Consider the following 17,466-nt stretch of genomic DNA (forward strand, 5'->3'; position numbering starts at 1 on the left):
CCCCAAATTTAACATCTCTAGACAAAAAACACTGAAGTATAATTCTCTAACACTTCAGTGTTTTTATTTACTGCGCGAAAACCAACACTCATGAATTTTATCTGGCCAGCGAGATAACCCAAAACTGTCTTTGTTATATCTAATTATTTCTTTATAGTTTCTATGTAACGATTTATTTCTCACATATATATTCCAGCTTTCAGAGTAAGCTGTCAGTATATTTTTTAATTTATCCGAATGTTTGCTTTCAAATTCGTAGTTATCAAGTATAGATAAGATATCTTTATAATTTTCAATATCTTTCATAAGCATTGATCTAATTTCTTCTATAAATAGGTAATTCTGGTTAACTTCAAGCAAATTTTCTACCTGTTTTATAACAAGCTCGTATATAGCATTTATTAAATCATTATAAAATTCGTTTTTGCTATTTTTACTTTTCTTAAATCTATTATTCTTAGTGTTTTTATATTTATTTAATCTACCTTCGATTAAATTTATTTCCTCTGATGTAAAACCATATGCTTCATATAGATGATAATTGGCATCTTTAATATATTTATTGAGTAACAAATTTAAGCTTATTTGTTTTTCTTTTGCAGCCTTATAGTTATGAATAATTTTTTCATAATTATTTTTAGATAATCCCTGATTAAATTCAATATTTTTTATTTCATACTTTATACTAATTATTTTCTTTACAATATCTTCAAAGTTTTTGTTACCTATAAGTTTTTCATTTATAGGAAGTTTTTCTACATCATAATGTTGTATATATGGATATGCTTCTGGATTAGTTATCAAAACTTCTTTAAAATAAAAATTACATATATTTGACTGAACCTGCCCAAGAATATTATAAACTTTATTTTTTTCTGAAGGTATTATTAAGTATGCAGATTGTTCTGCTAATATCCCCTTCTCATCTAAACTTGCTACTATACTACTACCTGTTTTTCTTAGTAGAATTTTAGGATATTCCTTATGTTTCTTTAAGTCTTTTGTTCCACCGAAAATTTCCACATTATTTATGTCACAATATCTTCTATCATGCTGTATTATATATTCTCCTAAATCACGTCCTATAACAATTCTATTTTCATTATGCAAAAAATCTTGACTAAAGCATTGATTCTTATTCTTTATCATCATTCCTACATGTATGTTTGATAAATTCCTAAGTGGTTTAGATAGGTTATCTATTTTTTTTACTACTCTTCTATATTCATCCTTTGTAATAATATTTACTACAGACCTTTTATCTTTAATTAAATTACTTTGATTTATTTTAGTGAGACAGTAATTCTTTTCATTAACATAATTTAACTTAATACTTATATCATGAGTATTATCATACGTACACCTTTTTCCTATATATAAAGCAGTTCCCACAATTGCATCCTTGAATACTTTGTTTGAAAACTGTGTTATATTGGTAACTTTTAGGTTACTTATTAGTTTCTTTCTGGATTTAGTATAACTACTAGAAAAGAAATATCTATCTGGAACTATAAAACTATGAGTTCCATTCTCTTTAAGTTTTTTTAGCACTCTTTCTATAAGTAAATAAAATACGTTTTTTTTATATCCTATAGTTCTATAGTTATTAACAATATAGCTCCAATAATTTTTATTTAAATTAGATTGGAGCAGTACTACGTAAGGTGGGTTACCAATTATAAAATCAAAACTGTTATTCCAAAAATCTTTTAATTCAATAATTTTGTTACAAATATCTTTGTAGTCTAATCTCCCTATATTATTATAAACGGAATATCGCTCTATAGCTTTTTCATCAGTAAAATTCGATATTTCCTCCCATTTTATCAAGCTATCACCTTGAACTATATTCATACATATGGGTGCCTTTGACAAATCCTTACGTAGTAGATTCTTCTTGACAATTTCGATAGCTGCAGCATCTATATCTGCACCATATAAGCAGTTCTTTAAAATATGATAGTGAAGGTTATCCTTAATCCAGTAATCATATCCTTTTACCTCTATGGGTGTATAGTTATTTTTTTCTGCTACATCCAGTAAATATATATTGTTAGAATATTTTTCTCTCAAAATTTCTAGGTTATCTAGAAATTTTTCCTTTAAGATGTCATATGCTCTTGTTAAAAAATACCCTGCTCCACAGGATGGATCTAACAATTTTACCCATGGATTTTCTACTATATCAATTTTCATAACAGTATTCATAAGCATATAGTCTACTATAAAATTTGGAGTATAGTACATACCTATTGATTTCCGAACTTTTTTATCAGTTAACTTTTCGTACATTTCACCTAACTGATTTCTATAAAGATTTAAATAGGACTTCTTCATAGATGCTGTTCCTCCAAAAGTTATTACGCAGATTTTTTCTTATTAATAACTAATAAAAATGCTATAGAAACTATAATTCCTAAAACACTTATAAGTTGAGCCACTCTTATGCTTCCAAACATCAAACTGTCTGTTCTTAATCCCTCTATAAAGAATCTTCCAAGAGAGTATAGTCCAATATAAGTAAGAATAACGGAACCTTTTTTTACTCCTTTTCTTAAAATATACACTAATATTATACAAACACATAGATCCCAAATAGACTCATAGAGAAATGTAGGGTGATAATATATACCGCCTATATTCATACCTTCCTGTATAAACTTTGGAAAACGCTGAATAAATTCATATGATACCGGTCCGCCATGTGCTTCTCCATTAAAGAAATTTCCCCAGCGTCCTACAGCCTGCCCTAATATTATTGAAGGCGCCGCTATATCTGCCGCTTCTATAAAATCTATTTTCTTATACTTCGTATATAAATATGCTGCAGCTAATCCAAATAATACACCCCCATGTATGGCAAGTCCTCCTTGCCTTATATTAAATATATCTATTAAGTTATCCTTATAATCATTGAATTGAAAAACTACATAATAAACTCTTGCACCTATTACAGCAGCAGGAAAAGAAACTAAAAATGTATCAATTAGTGTGTCAAAATTATAGTCTTTGGCTTTAGAATTCAAATTTGCTAAAGATAAGGCTAGAATAACTCCAAAAGCTATAATTATACCATACCACCTGACTTCAAATCCATTTATTGAGAAAGCAATTGGATTCACTTTCCTCACACTCCTTTACTTTATGAAATAATAGTATTATATCATTAAATATGTATTAATACAAAGGTTTATAAAAAACAAAAAAACACCAAGGTTAAACCTAGTGTTTAATAGTAACGACTAAACCTATAAGCCGAGTTCTGTATTTGACAATCATCTATCTAGGTCCATTGTTACCAATGAACTCAAGCGATACTACCCGGAAGCGGAGTGGGCCACCCCTTAAATGCTTCCCTATTTGATCTTGCTCCAGATGGGGTTTACATAGCCGCAAAGTCGCCAATGCGCTGGTGAGCTCTTACCTCGCCTTTCCACCCTTACCGAAAATATATTCGGCGGTATATCTCTGTTGCACTTTCCTTCAGGTCACCCTGACTGGGTATTACCCAGCACCCTGCCCTATGGAGCTCGGACTTTCCTCTCCTGTATTTATACAGCAGCGATTGTCTGGTTTACTCGCAAGTATTATAATAACATACTAAAGATGAAATTGCAAATATAATTTTTTATATTTCTATTTAGCATGTTTTAAGTTCTTCATACTATTATAATAAAGAATTCTTCCACAGTTATCACAGAAAACTATCTCCTTGCATTTATTAATGCTATCTATAGTAATAGCTGAAACCTTTATTCTACACTCTGAGCATGCTCCATCTTTAAGTTTTGCTGCCCCAGTTCCTCTAAGCTCTGAAATGCTATTATATTCTTTCATGAGCTTTTCTGGAATAAGCTTTTCTAACTTTTCTATATTACTTTCTGCTTTCCTTATATCTTCTTTTGCCTTATTAATCTTTTTACTACTAGTTTCTTTATAACTATTAAAGTTATCTCTTAACTCTGAAAGCTTTGCTCTTAGATTTTCTCTTTCAAATTGCAGCTCTTCCTCTTTCTCTAGAAGTTCTAAGCTTTTATCCTCTAATTCTTTTATAGAACACTTTTTATTTTTAATTTCTCTTTGTATTTTTTCTATTAACTTGTAGTCTTTTATAACTTCATTATAAAGTCTAAACTCACATCCATCTATATATTTTTTAATGTTGTTTATATCAGTAATTATACTTTCAATGGAGGCTCTTATCTCCTTTAATTTATTTTCTTTTATACTAAATTCTGCTTTTTCTTTTTCAAATTCATGTTTGATTTTTTTTAGTAAATATATATACGAGCCGTTTTTTAATACCTTGTTACATTCCTTTATAACTTTTTGGTTATCCTGGATTTCAATAAGCATATTTAACACGCTCATGTTTTATTCCTCCTCATAATTATTTATTAGATTATTAGACTCTACTAGGTAAAATGCTAAATTTATGTATTAAATAATGCGAGGTAAAATTTATATATATATAAATTTTACATTCTCTACATTAAATTTATATTAAGTTTTGGTTATAAAAAAATAGAAATAAGTTTATAAACCTATTTCTATTTAATCTTATAGGGATTTCTATTACACTCTGATAGAAATACAGAGTTACTAAATCCCATTGATTCTATTTTATTTTTCAACCATTTTGCAACAATTTCCATAGCAGGCCATTCAGTTCCAAAATGTCCAGCGTCAATAACTGCTACACCTTCTTCTTGAAAATCACTAACATAATGATATGTAGTATCTCCTGTAATTATGCAATCAGCTCCTAATCTCTTAGCTGCATTAAAATAATCCTGACCACTACCATTTATTACTGCAACCTTTTTTACATTCATGTCTTCATCACCAGAGTACCTTATATAAGGAATATGTAGACGATTTTTAATTATATCACATAGCTGACTCAAAGTTACAGCTTCATCAAGTACTGCAATTCTACCTATTCCTGTATCTTTGTCTGAGTCATCCCTTTTATCAGCTAACTCAATTGTTTTAAAGTTATTAAACCATAATAGCTCCATAATAATATGGTTTATACCACCAACTACAGAGTCTAAGTTTGTATGACTAGAGTACACGTTTATATTATTTTGTATAATTTTAATTATTTTCTTGCCTAATAAAGTATCAGTAGTTATATTTGATGGCTTTCTAAATAAAATTGGGTGATGTGTAAATATTAAATTGCATCCTTTTTTACTAGCCTCTTCTATAACTTCTAAAGTACAGTCTAATGCAACAAGTATAGAGGTTACTTCACATAAACTATCCCCTACCATAAGCCCTACATTATCGTAACTTTCTTTAAATTTTGAAGGAGCATGCTCTTCCATTATTCTATGAATATCTTTTACTCTTAAATTCATCTAATAAATCCTCCAATCTTAGGATGTTTCGTTTAAGCTCCAGCTTTCTTTTATTTGCTATTTCTGTATCTTCATTTATATTGTTTAATATCTTTCCATATTTATTTAATTTAGACTTAATATATTCTTCTAAAAGAGGGTGTTTTTTTTCTACAAGAATCTTTCCAATCTCATAAAAAACTTCGTTAACATTTTCACTGTTAAGTCCATATGTTATCTTTATTATTTCGTAAAACCGACCTTCATCAATGCATAACTCTTCATCAACTATTTTATACCCTTTTTTATAAACATATTCTCTTAGAACTTCTGGATTTTGAACAGGCTGAAGTATAGCAAATTCAGCTTTTCTAAATACATCTTCACTTTCTTCTAATATATTACTTATTAGATTTCCGCCCATACCAGCTATTACTATTCCCTGTACCTCCCCAGGCATTATAGTAGTAAGCCCTGGTCCTAATCTACACTGAACTTTATCTTGTACATTCTCAAGTTCCACGTTAAACTTCGCCTTTTTTACTGGGCCTTTATTTATATCTGATGCTATAGCTCTGCGGCATATATGATTTTTTACTAAATATATTGGTATATAACCGTGATCTGTTCCAATATCTGCAATACAGTCACAACTATCTACCATTGCTACAATATTTTTAAGTCTTAAGCTAAGCTCCATTAGAATATTCCCCATTCCTTAAAATTATTTTATCAAGTTTTATTACCTAAATGTCACTAATATCCTAATTTGCATTATAAGAAAAACTGTAGATAATATTAAAGGTATATAAATAAACTTGTATGCTGATTTTCTATCATATCTTGCACAAAAATAAGCGGCATAATACATACAAAAAAGTACAGCCATATTTAGTATACCATAAAACATATGTTTAAACGCAAATTGCTTTCCTGTACCAAATTTAATAGCAATAAATTGGGAATTAAAGCTCAAAGGCATCATAGGTGGCAGCTTGTGGTATAGATAAAGTACTATAGGATTTAATGTTACTAACAGCGTTATTATAGTAACAATTATAAGGGGGATGTAAAATCTTTTATCCTTGTAAATGTTTATTCCCTTATTGATTTTGTAATCCCAATTCAAATAACTGATATTATTCTCGTTTAGTTTCTTTTCAAAGTCATCTATATTTTCTGGAGATATTCCATAGCTAGTTTCATCGGTTTTAATATAGATAACATTTTTTGTAGAAGTTACAAACATATAAGTATTTCCTATTTTATCAATTATAGATCTTCCTATAGCAAAATTATTTTTGCCATATCCTGAAAGCCTTACCCCTTTTATATATCCAAAATCTCTTCTATATCCCTGTATGCAATTAAAAGGAATTTTTATTTTCTTTAATCCCAATACACTAGTAATATATAAATTATCCTTGTCCATAAAAAAGCTTAAAGAACTATAAATAAGTATATAGTAAATCTGGTATATATTAAATATAACTATAGCTACCTTAAGGAGTATTGATATCTCATAGGAGTTTATTAGGAAAAATAATGCGATTAACAACGTATTGTATAAAATAGTTATACCCAGTATAGAATATATTCCTAATCCTTTTGTAGATTTATAAGTTTCCACATCATCACCTTCCCATGATAATTATAACATACTTTATATTAGGATATTAGTTTGAAAAGTTATATTTTTTTAACTTTGATCTATCTAATGTGCTATGCTTTTCACCATATGACAAAAGCACCTTGTCTCTGGTGCTTTAATCTAAATAATCCTTTAGCTTTTTACTTCTGCTCGGATGTCTAAGTTTTCTTAGTGCCTTAGCTTCTATTTGTCTTATTCTCTCTCTAGTAACATTAAACTCTTTTCCAACTTCCTCAAGAGTTCTCGCTCTTCCATCATCTAATCCAAATCTCAATCTTAATACTTTTTCTTCTCTTGGTGTCAGAGTATCTAGAACATTTATAAGTTGTTCTTTCAACATAGTAAATGCTGCTGCTTCAGCTGGAGCTGGTGCCTCATCATCCGGTATAAAATCACCAAGATGGCTATCTTCTTCTTCACCAATAGGAGTTTCTAAAGACACTGGCTCTTGTGCTATTTTCATTATTTCTCTTACCTTATCTACCGGCATTTCCATAATTTTAGCTACTTCTTCTGGTTGAGGTTCTCTACCTAATTCTTGTAAGAGCTGTCTTGACACTCTTATTAGCTTATTTATAGTTTCAACCATATGAACAGGTATTCTTATAGTTCTTGCTTGGTCTGCAATAGCTCTTGTAATTGCCTGTCTTATCCACCATGTAGCGTAAGTACTAAACTTGTAACCTTTTCTATAATCAAACTTTTCAACTGCCTTTATAAGTCCAAGGTTTCCTTCTTGAATAAGATCAAGGAAAAGCATTCCTCTACCAACATATCTTTTTGCTATACTTACAACAAGTCTTAAGTTAGCTTCAGCTAGTTTCTTTTTAGCTGCTTGATTTCCATCCTCTATTTTTTGAGCTAATTCAATTTCTTCTTCGGGAGAAAGTAGTGGAACTTTACCTATTTCCTTCAAATACATTCTAACTGGATCATCTATAGCAATACCTTCTGGAACCGATAAATCCAAATCTTTTTCGTCTACTTCTACATCCTGAATATCTCCAATAACTTCAATTCCCATAGATTCTAGTACTTCATATATTTTTTCTATCTGTTCCGGACTTAAATCTATTTCATCTAATTCGTCCATGATTTCTTTATAAGTTAAAGTGCCAGTCTTTTTTCCCTTTTCCAAAAGTTTCTTGACTATTTGCATCTTTGCACTTTTATCTTTCATTATTTTGCCTCCTTCAACCATTACTGCATACCACCTATCCTTTTCTGTATTTCTATAAGTTCCTGTGCTAGTTTCAAGGACTCATCAAGCCTTCCTTCTAATTCGCACTGTTTAATTTTATTCATAATATTTTTTTTAGACTCCTCTAGCTTGTATTTTCGTATCATTTTTATACAATCATCTAATACACTTTTATAGTCATGTTCCCCCTGCACTAAATCTGTTTCCATTATATTTATCCATTCTTTAGACGTATCTATATCATTGCATTTATATTCTATATGCTTTTCTTTCTCAGCTATTTCTTGCTTATTAGCTTCTAAAATGTACTCGTATATCTTCATATGACTTTCTAAAGCCATATGTTCTTTTTTAACTATACCTAATGCATATTCAAAAGCTTTATTATCAATAACCATAAGCTTTAAAAGTGTTCTCTCAGCCTTTAAATATGCAGGGTCTAAATATAATTTTTGTCCAAAAACCTGATCAATATTCATATTTTCATCTTTTTTTGCAATTTTTTGAATTTTATTATTTAACATGTCATATAAGGCCTGATCTCTTATTTTTGTATCCTCTGATAGTCTTTTTAGATAAATTTCTCTCTCTATAGGATCTAGACCTACTACTATTTCTAGAGCTTTTTCTGCAAACTTTGCAAGTTCATTTGCATTTTTTAAATCTATGCCCTCCCTGAGTTTATTTATCTTATAATCTATCAATGGAAGTGCTTCATCAATGAGTTTTAAAAAAGCATCTCTTCCATTATTTCTTATAAATTCATCAGGATCTTTGCCCTGAGGAACCGTAAGAACTCTCACATCCAATTCAACCTTCTTTAATATATCAAGTCCTCTTAAAGTAGCTGCCTGCCCTGCAATATCAGAATCATATGAAATTATAACTTTATCAGCATATCTTTTAATAAGTCTTGCCTGGTTGATTGTAAGCGCTGTTCCTAGCGAAGCTACTACATTAGTTATTCCATATTGATGAAGTGATATACAATCCATATATCCTTCTACTATTATTAATATTCGAGAACCATTACCTTTTATTGCAAAATTTAGACCATAAAGATTTATTCCCTTTTTAAATAAAAGAGTTTCTGGTGAATTTAAATATTTAGGCTTTGAGTCATCTAATACTCTACCTCCAAAACCAATAACTTTACCTTTATAATCAAATACAGGAAACATAACTCTATTTCTAAATCTATCATAATAAGATCCCTTTGGGCTTTTAATTATAAGCCCAACATTAAGCATATCTAACTCTGTAAAACCTTTTTTCTTTAAATAGTTTAATATACTATCCCATCTGTCCACAGAATAACCAAGTCCAAATCTTCTAATTATATTCTCAGTTATACCTCTATTTAGTAGGTATCTCTTTCCACTGCTATTCTCTTTCAAGCAGCTAAAGAAATATCTAGCAGCCTCTATATTTACTTTATATAATCTTTCAACGTTCTCTCTATATGTATTATTCTTATCTCCATCTAATTCTAATTCTATGTTAACTCTATCAGCTAAAAACCTTACTGCTTCTGGAAAGTTAAGATTCCTAGTTTTCATAATAAAAGTTATAACGTTGCCTGCTTCACCACATCCAAAACACTTATATATTTGCTTATCCGCAGAAACACTAAAGGATGGAGTTTTTTCATGGTGAAAAGGACATAATCCTAAGTAGTTTCTTCCGCCTCTTTTTAATTTTACACTTTCAGATATTACATCTATTATATCATTTTCCTCTTTTATTCTTTGGATGACATCTTCCGATATCAATAATTATTCCCACCTATCTTTCTTAGTTATTGTTTCACTAGAAATAAATATATTCGACATAAAATTCTACATTCCTTCTGCAAAATTAAATATTTTTATTTTTAGTTTGCAATATATATTTATATTCTTTATAATTGTTGAATATCCTTCAATAACTAAATTTTTATATAATATTTATTTTATCTTAAAAATGTATGACAATTTTTATAATCTTAGTAAACAGTACACTTGTTATTTTACCCATTTACTTAAAAAAATTATTCCTAATATATAACTATTTTAGGTACATATATATTGTTAAATGTTATTAAACAATAGTCATCACTCATACCAGAAATATAGTCAGCAACCCCTCTATATAGGCCCTCTTTTTCAACAATACTTATATAAAACTCTGGCATTTCTTGAGGATTTTTTAAAAAATAACCAAAAACTTGCTCTAATATAAATTTTGCTTTATCTCTTTCTGCTTTTAGAACTTTTCCTAGATATATATTTTTGAACATAAAACTTCTAAGTTCTGATAAAGCATCCCCAATCTCATCACTTAATGATATTCTAACTATACCTTTATTGATATTGTGTAAGGTTGTATATATGCAGTCTTTTACTAAAGTACCTATTCTTTTTCCTTCCGTATCACCTAATAATTTTATTAGGTGACTTGGTAGTTTTTCTTTTCTTAACAATCCTGCTCTTATTGAATCATCTATATCATGATTGACATAAGCTATTTTATCGCTATACCTTACTACTTGCCCTTCCAAAGTAAATGCTTGTGCTGTAGAATTTGAAAAGCCACTGTGATGTAAAATTCCATCTAAAACTTCTTTAGTCAAATTCAGTCCCAATCCCTGCTCCTCTATTTTAGTTAGGATTCTTATACTATTTTCATTGTGCTTAAAACCAGCTGGAAGTAATTTATCTAGTACTTCCTCACCATTATGAGCAAAAGCAACATGTCCTATATCGTGACCTAATGCAATAGCTTCTATCAAATCCTCATTTAATCCAATTCCCTTACCTATAGTTTTAGCTATTTGGGTTACTTCATCATCCTCCTCAGAGATACTTCTTCCTTTTGTACTCGAAGAGAAGGCTGCTTGTGATATTAACATTATCTTTTCATTATTCTCTATCTTTTCTCTTAAAATCATATAAATCACCTTATAAGATTATTCTATATACCTATACAAAACTCCTTTTTTTAATGTATATTGTAGTAGATTTTATAATATTATATATGGAAATAGGTTTTTGAGGAGTGTTTTCAATGCCTTATGCGGCTAAGGAATATAGTTTAGATTTATTATCTGAAGAAAATATAAAAAAATACGTTTTACCTGAGTATAATCTGGAGAATTCTCAGTTAACTAGAATAAAATTTAAAGATACAGATAAACAAAGAGCTGTGTATAAATTAGATTATCTGAATAATACTTATTGCTTGAAAAAGGTTTACTTCTCAAAAGAAGAATTACTCTTCATTTATTCAGCAATAGAATGGTTACATAGGAATAATATATGTGTTCCTAAAATCCTTCCTACTAAGGACAGGGGAAGATTTGTTGAATATAATAACATGCTATTTATACTAACACCATGGATAAACGGAGTAAAGTGCAGCTATGATAAAAAAGAACATGTATTGGCTTCTATAAATAACTTATCTCATATGCATTATGTATGTAAAAATTTCAATCCCATAAATGAAAGTAAGATAAGAAAAGGTGAAGAAGATATTCGTTATTCGGTAACTAAACACTTTCAACAACTACTTTCCTGCTCAAATTCTGCTTTTAAATATGGCGATAGGTTTTCAAAACTATTTTTACAACACTTTGAAACAAACTTACTACTATCTGAAATTTCTGTACGTGTTTCTTCTAGTATAAATGTTAGAAATTTAAGTCTTTCATTATGCCATTTAGATTATGTTAACAAAAATATACTATTTGATTCTAATAATAAAGTATGGGTTATCGATTTTGATAAATGTTGTATAGATTATTGTACACATGATATATCATACTTCTTAAGAAGACTATTAAAAAGAGAAAAGACTAATTGGGATTTAGATCTTGCATTACAATGTCTTAATGTATATGAGAATACCAACATACTCAATTTAGATGAATATAAATATATTCTTGCTTATTTATCTTTTCCACAAAAGTTTTGGAGGATATCAAGAGATTATTACAATAACATGGTAAAGTGTAATCACAATTCCTTTTTCTATTTGCTTGAAAAAGCTACTCAAGCAGATAAAGAACACTTAGATTTTATCCTGAAGTTAGGAAAATTCATAGAAAATAGATTTCAGATTAGAATAACTTAGCTATAGACAACCACGCCCGAAATTTAATTTATACTCCGAGATATATTACCATGTTTCGTCACGTTAAATATTTTTAATTAGTCTAAAGCTCAAATTTGATAAAAATCTAAGAACTTTGATAAACTCGCTATGCTCAAACATATCTAAAGTTCTAAGATTTTTTATCAAATTTTCGCTAAGAATAATAAAAAATATTTAAATGTGACTTCAACATTGGTAATATATCCCTACGCATAAATTAAATTTAAGTTGAAGTTATCTATATAGACTAAAAAACTCCTATGATTTTACTCATAGGAGCTTTTTAGCCTACTTTCTTGGATTTTTAACTTCTGCCTGTGCTGCTGCAATCCTAATAGACCAACCCACTTTTTTAGTATTATGATACACTTTTTTGTTATACATGAGAACTCTGTTTTTATTGTATCTATATCCGAATAATCAAAATATGTATCTAATAAACTTAATGAAAAATTCCTTCCTTATTATTATACATGTATTTTCTTCACCCCTAATATAATAGCTTATAACATGTCCTATTATTTAAAAATTATCTTAGTGCCTTTAACTTATCTTCTATTCCTTTTAGTTTTGAGGAAAATGTATTGTATTTCATGATTTCTAACTATTACGTAACATAGTATTAATAATTTACCATATAGTAAAACGTGAAAGTACTACAATGGATACCCACGAAATAATATTCTTTCCAATCCAGAACGACTCAGATTTTCCCATATTACCATTCCAACATCTAAAATTTCCTCTCGAGCTTCCTCACAGCTTATATCATTTTTGCCTATCATCCATTTCTCGGGGACCCAATTTAACAGTATGATTTATTAGCCCAGAAGAATGTCTCTCTTCCATTGGCTCTTCAAACCAAGTTCATCAACCCGGGCTAAAAAATCCTCATATCTTAACAATTGATCCAAGTTACCTTGCAGATTTTAATGATGCAGGGATATACACTCAAACAATGTCTTCATATGATGAGGTTAATCAAAGTGCTTCATGGTTGCAATACAAAAATGTAATTTCTATAACCGGATTAATTTTCAAACTGATTTTAGAAAGAACCGATTAAATCTCCTCACCATTAAACTGATTAAAATATAAATTATAGTAAAACCCTTTCTTTTCCAAAAGTTCCTCATGGCTACCGCGTTCCACAATTTCGCCATTGTTAATGACCACTATAAGGTCAGCGCTTTTTATAGTAGAAAGCCTATGGGCAATCACAAAGCATGTTCGATTTTTCATTAAATTTAACATTGCTTCCTGTATCTTACGTTCAGTACGGGTATCAACATTGGACGTAGCTTCGTCCAGTATCAAAATGGAAGGATTTGCGAGTATAGTACGTGCGATGGCTAGCATTTGTTTCTCTCCTTGGCTCAGGTTGTTAGCATTCTCCGATAATTCTGTATCGTAGCCGTGGGGGAGACGCCTGACGAACTCATGGGCGTTTGCTAATTTTACGGCTTCGGTGATTTCATCATCCGTAGCGTTGAGCCTGCCATAACGGATATTTTCTTTTACAGTACCTGCAAAAAAATAGGTGTCCTGAAGCACAATCCCTAAAGCTGAACGCAGAAAACTACGCTTAATCTTCTTTATATCTATGCCGTCGATGGCAATGTTTCCACTGCCGATGTCGTAAAAGCGTGATAGAAGGTTGATAATAGTCGTTTTGCCCGCTCCAGTGGGACCTACTAGTGCAATTGTTTGACTTGGTTTTGCATAAAGGTTCACATTCTTTAAAACATGCCTTTCCACTGCGTATCCAAAACTTACATCCGTAAGCGTTACGCTGCCACGTAAATCGTCTATAATCACTGCGTCGTTGCTGTCCTCCGGCTCCGTTTCTTCATCTAGGACTTCAAATACCCGTTCCGCACCCGCCACTGCAGAGAGGATCATGTTGAATTGCTCTGCAAGCTTCAAAAGAGGCCAGGTAAATTGCCTCGAATATATCGTAAAACTGGCAATTATACCCACTTCAAAATACCCCCTTAAACAGAGTATGCCGCCTATTGCAACTAATAGCACATAACTGATGTTATTCAGCATATTCATTACCGGCCCCATGATCCTCGAATATATTTGCGCCCTTATGCCCACTTTGTTAAACTCGTCATTAATTTTTTCAAAGGCATCGATTTCGATATTCTCATGGGAAAAGACCTTGACAGCATGATGTCCAGAAATATTTTCCTCGATTTTACCATTTAATTCACCTAATGTCTTTTGATTTTTTTCAAAATATTTAAGGGCGGGCTTGGTAATCATTTTTGTTGTTAACATCACCATTGGAATCATAATAAATGAAACCAGCGTTAAAAGAGGATTGATGTACAGCATAAATGCTAATGTGCCAACAACTGTGACAACGCTCGATACAATTTGCGCAATGCTCGTGTTCAGCATATTACTGACATTATCAATATCGTTTGTTACCCGGCTCATAATTTCGCCGTGTGTTTTAGAATCAAAAAAACGCAGGGGCAATTTCTGGAGTTTGGCAAACAAATCTCCACGAATATGCGCCGCGGTGTCTTGAGCGATATAAGCCGAAATATACGTTTGCAAATAAGAAAGCAGACTAGAAATTAAGTATACAACCGTTAGCAGCGTTAGAATTCCGAACAGGCCGGAAAAATCCGATTTCAAGATATAATCATCAATGGCGATACCTATCAAATACGATCCCCACAGACCAAACAGCGTAGAAATCACAATGCACAACACTATAAATATAAGTAAACTCTTTTTCAAATAACCCCATAATCTTTTTACGGTATTGTTCAGATTTTTTAGTTTTTGAGCCGACGTTATCATACCGGGACCTACCATTCTAAGGCCACCCGACCCCGAACCCCTATTTGATTTATCCTGCCTTTTGTCACTCATTTACCAACACCTTCTCTTTCTCTTGGGATGAATAGATGTCTCTGTATACCTCACTGGTATACAAAAGATGCTGGTGACTGCCAATAGCCGTTATCGCTCCGCCTTCCAACACAATTATTTTATCCGCTTTAATAACGGAAGAAATGCGCTGCGCGATGATAAATTTCGTACAATTACCAAATTCATTCCGCATAGCCTTTTGCAGCCGGGCTTCGGTTACTGTATCCACAGCACTGGTAGAATCGTCCAATATCAATATCTCAGGCTTTTTTAATAATGCCCTTGCTATTGCCAAGCGTTGCTTCTGACCGCCTGACAAATTGATGCCTGCCTGCTTTATTTCAGTATTATATCCGTTTTCTTGTTGTAGAATGAACTCATGGGACTGTGCTATTCTTGCCGCTTCTTCCACTTCATTGTCCGTGGCGTCTGGGTTTCCCCATTTTATATTTTCTTTAATGGTACCTTTAAACAATATGGATTGCTGTAATACAAAGCCGATCCGTTTTCTGAGGCTTTCAAGGTCATATTCCCTAACATCCAGGCCGTTTACCAGTACAGCGCCCTCCGACACATCATAAAGCCTGGGTATCAGACTTACTAGCGTAGTTTTTCCCGCACCAGTCTGCCCTAATATCCCTACTGTTTCACCTCTTTTTACAGAAAAGCTGATGTTTGTAAGCACCGGATTCCCTGTTGATTCGGGATAGCGAAACAAAACGCTTTTAAACTCCACTTCGCCGTGTCCCGTGACCCTGGCGGAAGGAGCAGCTGGGCTAATAATATCAACTTTTGTATCTAATACCTCATTAATTCGGTCGGCAGACACCTTGCCCCTTGATATGCTGACGATCATATTACTTAACATTGCCACGGAGGCAAGTATCTGCGTTAAATAATTGATATACGCCATTATAACTCCTACGCTGACCGAGCCGCCACTTACGCGCATACCTCCGAACCATAGTACCGCAACAATGGACAAATTCATAATTGTCATGGAAGCCGGAGACAGAACTATAGCCACCTTGATAGTTTTGAAACTGATTGCTTTTAAATCTTTATTTGCGGCTCCAAACTTCTCTTTCTCCAGAGTCTCTCGCATAAAAGCTTTCACGACACGGACACCCGCCAAATTTTCCCGAACAACGAGGTTCAGCCGGTCAAGTTTTTCCTGGGAGGCCTTAAACAACGGAAGTCCTTTTATAATAGTTACAATCAAAATCAAAATTATAAAAGGTATGATAACCCAAAAGATAGAAGCAAGCTCTTTATTCAAGCTGTATGCCATAACAATACCGCCAATAATTAACAGCGATGCACGTACCATCATACTCAACAGTGTCATAACAATCTGCTGTATCTGCGTGACATCGTTAGTTAGACGAGTTATTATCGAAGCGTTAGAAAGTTTATCCACATTAGTGAAAGACAGACCCTGCACTTTCTTAAACAGTGCGGAACGTACATCCCTGCTAAAATACTGCCCGGCAAGCGTTGAAAAAATAATGCCGCCCATACCGCTTGCAACTCCTATAAGAGATATTATCACCATGTATACACCCATTTTGAGTACATAATCAAAATCCCTGTTTACAATGCCTACATCAACGATGTCGGCCATAAGCCGGGGCAGATATATATCCATTAGCACTTCTAATAACATGAATAAAGGAGCCGCTATTATATATGGCAGATAAGGTTTTAAAAATCTTACTAACTTTAGCAAATTAAATTCTACCCCCTAATCCTGTCTGAGTTTCCACGAAAATGCGAACTCCTTAAAATCAATGGTCTGAGGAAGCTAGAAGAGTGTTCTCCCACTACGCGCAAAATAAATGGAATGTAATTAGCATCTCGCCCTGAACAGTTTACTTTGCTACTTTAATCTTCCATTTTCTGTGTTAAACTGATTTCTTGTTCCGAATTGATATTCGAAGCAACAATATCTATTATTTTTTCATAGATAAATAATGAATCAATCTTTTGTGACATCTATTATGACCTCCCTATTATAATCGTAGATTTTTTTAGCTTAATATTACTTAAAGTTTCGACAAAGTTAAAATAGATGAAAGAACATGCGAAAGCACCATGAGGGAGAATTTGAGAACTGCCATTTTCTGCGCCTGATGATAAAATTTTTAATTTAATTAACTCAAAAATGCTTTTTACAACTAGTCTTATACCTCGGACACTCAGCATACGTGTCATTGAACTTTCCCAATATCAGCTTCCTCTCT

General features: G+C 31.8%; 12 protein-coding genes and 1 other RNA gene. 1 reads left to right on the plus strand and 12 read right to left on the minus strand.

Annotated elements, in window-relative coordinates; translation table 11 throughout:
- Positions 1–63: 63 nt before the first annotated feature.
- From HGI79_RS02660 to HGI79_RS02705, 10 genes are all read right to left on the minus strand, one after another.
- Positions 64–2,337 carry an Eco57I restriction-modification methylase domain-containing protein gene (locus HGI79_RS02660; RefSeq protein WP_185649180.1) on the minus strand — a complete coding sequence of 758 codons (2,274 nt, stop codon included), beginning with the start codon at positions 2,335–2,337 and terminating at the stop codon, positions 64–66.
- Between the two features lie 23 nt (positions 2,338–2,360).
- Entirely contained in the window at positions 2,361–3,122 is a 762-nt protein-coding gene (lgt, locus tag HGI79_RS02665) for a prolipoprotein diacylglyceryl transferase (protein ID WP_185649181.1), read from the minus strand.
- A gap of 113 nt (positions 3,123–3,235) precedes the next feature.
- Positions 3,236–3,581: RNase P RNA component class A (rnpB, locus tag HGI79_RS02670), an RNA gene on the minus strand.
- Positions 3,582–3,636: 55 nt separating this feature from the next.
- The gene (locus HGI79_RS02675; RefSeq protein WP_185649182.1) at positions 3,637–4,371 is read right to left on the minus strand and encodes a zinc ribbon domain-containing protein; all 735 of its coding nucleotides are present in this window, start codon (positions 4,369–4,371) and stop codon (positions 3,637–3,639) included.
- A gap of 179 nt (positions 4,372–4,550) precedes the next feature.
- Positions 4,551–5,366 carry a Nif3-like dinuclear metal center hexameric protein gene (locus HGI79_RS02680; RefSeq protein ID WP_185649183.1) on the minus strand — a complete coding sequence of 272 codons (816 nt, stop codon included), beginning with the start codon at positions 5,364–5,366 and terminating at the stop codon, positions 4,551–4,553.
- Positions 5,338–6,045, minus strand: a complete 708-nt coding sequence (locus HGI79_RS02685) for a class I SAM-dependent methyltransferase (RefSeq protein ID WP_185649184.1) — start codon at positions 6,043–6,045, stop codon at positions 5,338–5,340. The genes HGI79_RS02680 and HGI79_RS02685 overlap by 29 nt, the downstream gene beginning before the upstream one ends.
- A 42-nt stretch (positions 6,046–6,087) precedes the next feature.
- On the minus strand, positions 6,088–6,975 hold the full coding sequence (locus HGI79_RS02690; protein WP_185649185.1) for a PH domain-containing protein: 888 nt from the start codon (positions 6,973–6,975) through the stop codon (positions 6,088–6,090).
- A gap of 136 nt (positions 6,976–7,111) precedes the next feature.
- Positions 7,112–8,197, minus strand: a complete 1,086-nt coding sequence (gene rpoD, locus HGI79_RS02695; RefSeq protein ID WP_185649186.1) for an RNA polymerase sigma factor RpoD — start codon at positions 8,195–8,197, stop codon at positions 7,112–7,114.
- Entirely contained in the window at positions 8,197–9,969 is a 1,773-nt protein-coding gene (gene dnaG / locus HGI79_RS02700) for a DNA primase (RefSeq protein WP_185649187.1), read from the minus strand. The genes rpoD and dnaG overlap by 1 nt, the downstream gene beginning before the upstream one ends.
- A 263-nt stretch (positions 9,970–10,232) precedes the next feature.
- Positions 10,233–11,126 carry an HD domain-containing protein gene (locus HGI79_RS02705; protein ID WP_185649188.1) on the minus strand — a complete coding sequence of 298 codons (894 nt, stop codon included), beginning with the start codon at positions 11,124–11,126 and terminating at the stop codon, positions 10,233–10,235.
- A gap of 116 nt (positions 11,127–11,242) precedes the next feature.
- On the opposite strand from HGI79_RS02705, the gene HGI79_RS02710 reads away from it, so the two are divergent.
- Positions 11,243–12,310, plus strand: a complete 1,068-nt coding sequence (locus tag HGI79_RS02710) for a CotS family spore coat protein (RefSeq protein ID WP_185649189.1) — start codon at positions 11,243–11,245, stop codon at positions 12,308–12,310.
- Positions 12,311–13,393: 1,083 nt separating this feature from the next.
- Here HGI79_RS02710 and HGI79_RS02715 read toward each other — a convergent pair.
- Both HGI79_RS02715 and HGI79_RS02720 read right to left on the minus strand, forming a co-directional pair.
- Entirely contained in the window at positions 13,394–15,166 is a 1,773-nt protein-coding gene (locus tag HGI79_RS02715) for an ABC transporter ATP-binding protein (RefSeq protein ID WP_241428129.1), read from the minus strand.
- Between the two features lie 49 nt (positions 15,167–15,215).
- Positions 15,216–16,952: an ABC transporter ATP-binding protein gene (locus HGI79_RS02720; RefSeq protein WP_185649191.1), complete on the minus strand. Its 1,737-nt coding sequence runs from the start codon at positions 16,950–16,952 to the stop codon at positions 15,216–15,218.
- Positions 16,953–17,466: the final 514 nt, after the last annotated feature.

The sequence above is a fragment of the Clostridium sp. DJ247 genome (assembly GCF_014231265.1).

Coding starts and splice junctions, on each gene's coding strand:
- HGI79_RS02660 (WP_185649180.1), bottom strand. CDS start 2,337: ATGAAGAAGTCCTATTTAAATCTTTATAGAAATCAGTTAGGTGAAATG.
- HGI79_RS02675 (WP_185649182.1), bottom strand. CDS start 4,371: ATGAGCGTGTTAAATATGCTTATTGAAATCCAGGATAACCAAAAAGTT.
- HGI79_RS02680 (WP_185649183.1), bottom strand. CDS start 5,366: ATGAATTTAAGAGTAAAAGATATTCATAGAATAATGGAAGAGCATGCT.
- HGI79_RS02685 (WP_185649184.1), bottom strand. CDS start 6,045: ATGGAGCTTAGCTTAAGACTTAAAAATATTGTAGCAATGGTAGATAGT.
- rpoD (WP_185649186.1), bottom strand. CDS start 8,197: ATGGTTGAAGGAGGCAAAATAATGAAAGATAAAAGTGCAAAGATGCAA.
- HGI79_RS02705 (WP_185649188.1), bottom strand. CDS start 11,126: ATGATTTTAAGAGAAAAGATAGAGAATAATGAAAAGATAATGTTAATA.
- HGI79_RS02710 (WP_185649189.1), top strand. CDS start 11,243: ATGCCTTATGCGGCTAAGGAATATAGTTTAGATTTATTATCTGAAGAA.
- HGI79_RS02715 (WP_241428129.1), bottom strand. CDS start 15,166: ATGGTAGGTCCCGGTATGATAACGTCGGCTCAAAAACTAAAAAATCTG.